Origin of the sequence: Cryobacterium flavum (assembly GCF_900103805.1) — a bacterium.
Taxonomy (GTDB): Bacteria; Actinomycetota; Actinomycetes; order Actinomycetales; family Microbacteriaceae; genus Cryobacterium; species Cryobacterium flavum.
Window position 1 is genome coordinate 97,891 of the sequence record NZ_FNIB01000011.1, and the last position, 6,119, is coordinate 104,009.

The 6,119-nt window shown below is 57.6% G+C and carries 3 protein-coding genes and 1 pseudogene; all 4 read left to right on the forward strand.

Annotated features, from left to right (window positions below; translation table 11 throughout):
* The first annotated feature begins 34 nt into the window (after window positions 1–34).
* A complete protein-coding gene (locus BLS91_RS15345) occupies window positions 35–2,548 on the forward strand; it encodes a glycosyltransferase (RefSeq protein WP_092341626.1) in 2,514 nt (837 codons plus the stop codon).
* Window positions 2,549–2,590: 42 nt separating this feature from the next.
* Entirely contained in the window at window positions 2,591–2,908 is a 318-nt protein-coding gene (locus tag BLS91_RS15350) for a hypothetical protein (RefSeq protein WP_092341627.1), read from the forward strand.
* A gap of 5 nt (window positions 2,909–2,913) precedes the next feature.
* The gene (locus BLS91_RS15355) at window positions 2,914–4,464 is read left to right on the forward strand and encodes a glycosyltransferase family 2 protein (protein ID WP_092341628.1); all 1,551 of its coding nucleotides are present in this window, start codon (window positions 2,914–2,916) and stop codon (window positions 4,462–4,464) included.
* Window positions 4,465–4,592: 128 nt separating this feature from the next.
* Window positions 4,593–6,119, forward strand: a pseudogene (locus BLS91_RS19700) (hypothetical protein); the annotation flags it as partial.

Genomic DNA, 6,119 nt, shown 5'->3' on the forward strand with positions numbered 1-6,119 from the left:
CGTGCGGTGTAGTCACTAATTGTGAGGTGTCACTGTGAAGAAGCGTCGTTTGGGTGTTGTGTCGGTCGTGCTGGTCAATTTTCGGGGCGCTGACGACACGATCGAATGTGTTCGTGGGCTGCTCGCGTTGGATTGGCCTGAGAAGCTTCTCGAAATCATCGTCGTCGAAAACGGTTCCGGTGATGACAGCCTGGCCCGACTCCAGGAGATCGGCGACAAGGTCGTTCTGGTTGAGTCGGAAACAAACCGTGGTTTCACCGGCGGATGCAACCTCGGCGTTTCCCGTTCGTCTGGTGAGTTCATCGCTTTCCTCAATAATGATGCAAAACCTGACAAGGGCTGGATCTCGGAAGCAATTGCCACTTTCAACGCCGGACTGAACATTGGTGCAGTGGCCAGCAAAGTGCTGGACTGGGACGGCGACAACGTTGACTACGTGGATGCATCCATCACCTGGTACGGCATGGGATACAAACCGCACGCTGGTGAAAAGGACCGAGGCGCCTGGGACGTCGAGAAAGATGTCCTGTTCGGAACCGGTGCCGCGATGTTTATTCGTGCGTCAGTTTTTGAGGAGCTGAACGGTTTCGACGACAGCTTCTTCATGTTCTATGACGACGTGGACCTGGGATGGCGCTTGAATCTACTGGGCTACCGGTTTAGATTCCAGCCGAAGTCACTCGCGTTTCACAAACATCACGCCTCTATGAACAAGTTCGGGAATTTTCGCGAGACGTACCTGCTGGAACGCAACGCGCTCTACACCCTGTACAAGAATCTTGATGATGAATCACTCGCGCAAATATTTCCTGGTGCCCTTTTGCTGGCAACCCGACGAGCTGTCGCCCGTGGGAAACTCGACTCTGGTTCCCTGGACCTTCGCGTCCTGGGTGATGACTCTGAGCTGACCGTACCCGTCTCCAAACTGACCATGGCCGGCATCTACGCTGTAGACCAGTTTGTGGAACTCCTCCCTGAGATGACACAAGCCCGCTCCGCGGTACAGGCCAGCAGGACTCGAACGGATCGACAGCTGAAGAGCCTGTTTGGCAACACCGACGAGCCGGCGTACCCGATCGACAACTATCTGCGCGGCTACGAGAAGATCATCGATAACCTCGGGCAGTTGAACATCGAGGGCCGCCGACATGTACTGGTAATCACCGGCGACCCGGTCGGGCTGCAAATGGCCGGGCCAGCAATTCGCGCGTGGAATATCGCCAAGACTCTGTCCGCCGATCACGACGTTCGTCTGGTCAGTATGAGCAAAGCCGTTGCCCTCGATGACATCGTCGAGGTCGCAATGATTTCGCATCACAAACCAAATTCGGTTGTTGAACACGAGCAGTGGGCCGACATCATCATCGTTCAGGGTCATGCTTTGGCACTGTTCCCCAGCCTGGAAACATCCAGCAAAATACTCGTCGTCGATGTGTACGATCCGTTGCACCTCGAGCAGTTGGAGCAGGGTAAGGGCCTGTCGCTCAAAGTCTGGAACAAGCAGGTCTCTGAGGCTACAGATGCGCTCAACCACCAGCTGCTGCTCGGTGACTTCTTCCTGTGCGCGAGCGAACGTCAACGCCACTTCTGGCTTGGACAGCTCTCAGCCTTGGGGCGGGTCAACCCCTACACGTACTCTCGCGATTCCGATCTGGCCTCTCTGATCGCAGAAGCACCATTCGGCATCCCGTCTAGTGACCCGGTCCACAATCGACCGGCCCTGCGCGGTGTAGTTCCAGGAATTGGCCCGGACGACAAAATCATCATCTGGGCCGGAGGAATCTACAATTGGTTCGACCCGGAAATCTTGATCCGCGCCGTGTCGCAGCTCAGCCTCACCCACCCCAATATTCGATTGTTCTTCATGGGCGTGAAACATCCAAATCCGGCTGTGCCAGAAATGGAAGCGGTAACATCCGCCCGCGTTCTGTCTGAGCAGTTGGGCCTCACCGGCAAGCACGTCTTCTTCAACGAGTCCTGGGTGCCATACGACGACAGACAGAATTACCTGCTTGAGGCAGACCTCGGCGTGTCCACCCATTTTCAGCACGTCGAGACGACGTTCTCCTTTCGCACGCGAATCCTTGACTACTTGTGGGCGGGGCTTCCGATTGTGACAACAGACGGCGATTCCTTCGGCAGTCTCGTTGGCCGGGAGTCTCTGGGCGCAGCCGTCCTCGAGCGAGACCTCGCGAGTTTGGCCGCAGCACTCGAGCGTTATCTCTTTGACGACGCCGCGATTCTGGCAGCTCGGGAGAATGTCGCGCGGGTGCGGCAATCCTTCACCTGGGACAAGGCGTTGGCACCACTAGTAGAGTTCTGTCGCAACCCGCAGTCGGCCGCTGACAAGGCAGTTGCCAAAAAGGGTCGAAAGCAACGACGATCTTCGAAGGTGCCCAACGGCCTGCCCCCAGCGCGGTCGTCGCGAAGCACGGGCATCCGTCGTGATCTTGAACGTGCCGCCTATTACTTTCAGCAAGGTGGGCCGAGCGCTGTGGTCGAGCGCGTGCGCGCGCGGCGGGAGCGTAAGAGCGATGCGGCCAACTGAACGTGCGCAAAGAAGCTGTGGAACGAATGAATTGTAGAAACTATGAGTGACAAGGTAGAAGAAATGCATCCGGACGAGGAACAGTACTGCGACAAGACAGGGTGCGTACAAAACCGACGGGAACGCGACGCACTTCTGGCGAGCATCAGAGATCTCACGCACTCCCAGCTGATCAGTCGAGACATCGAGTTGGGGCTACGTGCCGAACTCATGCAGACTCAGATTGATATCGAGGATGCACGCGCTCGCGGTAACCACGACCTCGCCGAGACACGTCGATCCGTGACCTGGCGGGTCGGACGACTTGTCCTTCGCCCTGTTTCCCTGGGCAAACGAGTATTCAGACTCATCAAGAAGTGAAGTCTATGAAACCGCCTCTCATCTCCCTCGTTACACCGGTTTACAACACTCCGCTGGACGTGCTGCAGGACACCATAGATTCAGTCCTGGCTCAGACCTTCGAAGACTGGGAACTTGTTCTCGTCGATGATTTCTCCCCGCAGGGAGGTGTACGAGATGTTTTGCACCGTGCTGCCGTCAAGGACTCGAGAATCCGAGTAGTTGAGCGGAGCTCCAATGGTGGAATTGTGCAAGCGTCCAATGACGCCATTGCCGCTGCGACTGGCGAATTCATCGCGCTGCTTGACCATGACGACATTCTCTCGGCGCGGGCACTGGAACGAATGGCGACGGAGATCCTCGACGATTCGCTGGTCGATTACCTGTACTCCGACGAAGACAAGGTGGGACCGGATAGAAAGCACTTCGACAGATTCGATAAGCCGGACTGGTCGCCGGAGCGGCTGCGCGGCCAAATGTACACGGGGCACCTCTCCGTATTGCGCACGGCCCTCGTGCGAAAAGTTGGTGGGTTTCGACAGGAATTCGAAGGATCGCAGGATCACGACCTCGTACTTCGTGTCACCGAACAGTCACGACGCATCGTTCACGTTCCCGAGGTGTTGTACCACTGGCGAGTCGTACCCGGGTCGACGGCCGAAAACATCGACAACAAGCCGTACGCCTGGGACGCCGGCGTTCGGGCCGTGACCGCTCATCTCAAGCGCGTTGGAATCCGAGGGCACGCCGTCGCGGGTCCAGTTCCAGGTACCTATCGCATCGAGCGAACCCCCGAACTGGACCGGTCCGTCAGCGTGATCATTCCGACCCGCGGCACCGCCGGAGAGGTCTGGGGCCAACATCGCGTCTTCGTCGTCGAGGCGGTACGGTCGCTCTTGGCCACGTCCAGCCATCGGGACCTCGAAATTGTCGTGGTCTATGATGCGTCAACACCCGAAAATGTCCTGACCGAACTTACCGAGATCGCAGGCGACCGACTGACCCTCGCGCCGTTTACCGGAAAGTTCAATTTCAGTCGGAAATGCAACGAGGGATTTCTCGCAGCGCGCGGTGATGTCCTGTTTTTCCTGAACGACGACGTGCAGGCGATCAGCGACGAAATCGTGGGACGGATGATCGCCCCACTCAGCGAGCCCGAAGTGGGTATGACGGGCGCCCACCTGTTTTTTGAAGATGGTGCTATCCAGCATGCCGGCCACACACATCACATGGGGCAGTTCAGCCACGCCTATTTGGGTGCCAAACGTGGGGACTACGGGGCGTTCTCGTCCCTGCTCATAAATCGGGAGGCGTCAGGTTTGACCGCCGCCTGCATTGCGATGCCGCGGGACGTTTTTATCAGTGTTGGTGGATTTTCCGAGCTGTTCCCCGGCAACTTCAACGACGTCGACCTGTGCAAAAAGGTCGGACAGGCAGGCTTTCGAATGGTCTGGCTGAGCGATGTCGAGCTGTACCACTTTGAATCTCGATCTCGTGACCCGCTCGTGCATTCCTTCGAGCACAAGATGATCATTGACCGTTGGGGCGGGCCGCAGCGGGACCCCTACCTGGCCTAGGACGGGCGGGCACCGGAGAATTACCTGCACACGGGGCGACCTTGACATAGTCTTGAGAACGTGGCATGAGCTTTTCGAGTAGTTCGTCACTGAACTGCGGCACCCGCACCCGAACGAGAAATACGGTTATGAAGAGTAAATGGATGCGCGTGTTGGCGCTTGGTCTCGTTTTAGGTTCCCTCGGGGCCTTCGTTGTTGCCACACCGCAGCGGGCAGAGGGACTGTCCGGCTCGGAGTTCAATGCCGGCTACATCATTTCCGACGCGAAGTTCTACGCTCGGGATGTCATGTCGGAAGGCCAGATTCAGACGTTTCTGGATTCGAAAATCGGTGGCTGTCTGAATGCGAACTGCCTCAATGTTTTGCGCGTCAGTACCGCGACGACGACACTCGACTTCGGAACGTGTGAAACCTATGCCGGCGGGGTAAACGAGTCCGCAGCCCGCATCATTTATAAAGTACAACAGGCCTGTACTATCAGTGCGCAGGTTATTCTGACGACACTGCAGAAAGAACAATCACTGGTCACCAGCAGGGCACCCACCGAAGCTGTTCTGCGAAAGGCCATGGGGCAAGGCTGCCCGGACACTGCGGCGTGCGATTCAGCATTCTACGGATTCTTCCTGCAGGTGTTCACGGGGGCTCGGCAGATGGCCTGGTATGGCAATCCGGCAGGTTCGCATACTTCGATCAAGGTGGGGCAGCTGAATGCCCGTCCGTTCTCCCCGAACTCGGACTGCGGGTCATCAAACGTTCTGATTCAGAACCGAGCAACGGCGTCTCTGTACTACTACACGCCCTACCAGCCCAACGCTGCCGCCCTGTCGAATCTCAACGGCTCCGGTGATGCCTGTTCGTCCTATGGAAATCGTAACTTTTGGGTCTACTACAACAACTGGTTTGGACCGCCGACTCTCGGCGGAAATCCCATCGGAAACGTTGAGGTTCACGAGGGCGGTGTCGGCGGGATCCGAGTCGGTGGCTGGGCATTTGATGGGGATTCCCAAGAGCCCATTGAGGTCCATGTCTATGTTGACGGTACCGGATACCGGACCACTGCCACCGGGTCCCGTCCGGATGTCGGCGCGGCATACCCCGGGGCGGGTGATAACCGCGGGTTCAACCTGACAGCCACAGTCCCGTCATCCGGAAACCATGAGGTATGCGTCTACGGGATCAACGTTGGCGCTGGAGCCAACTCTCTGTTCGGCTGCTGGACAATTGCCGCGCAGGGCGGCTCGCCGTTTGGAGTTCTTGAATCTGTTACGTCGAGTTCAGGAGTTATCAACGCACAAGGTTGGGCCGTTGACCCGGATACCGCAGCTTCAATTCCGGTCCACGTCTACGTCGACAGCGTAAGCGTGAATGTCACTGCGTCTGAGACCCGATCGGACGTAGGGTCGGCCTACCCTGGTTTCGGGGATCAACATGGTTTTTCGACGACACTCAGCGCCGCGCCGGGAACGCATACGGTGTGCGCATATGCAATCAATACGAATTGGGGATCAAACGCTCTTCTCCGGTGCGTGGAAGTCACCGTTCCGGGGGCTTCGGGGATTATGGAGAAGGGGCGAGCCCCGATCGGTTCCCTTGACGTTATTTCTGGGTCGTCTGCCGGCATAACGGTTGGCGGGTGGGCCTTGGACCCGGATACG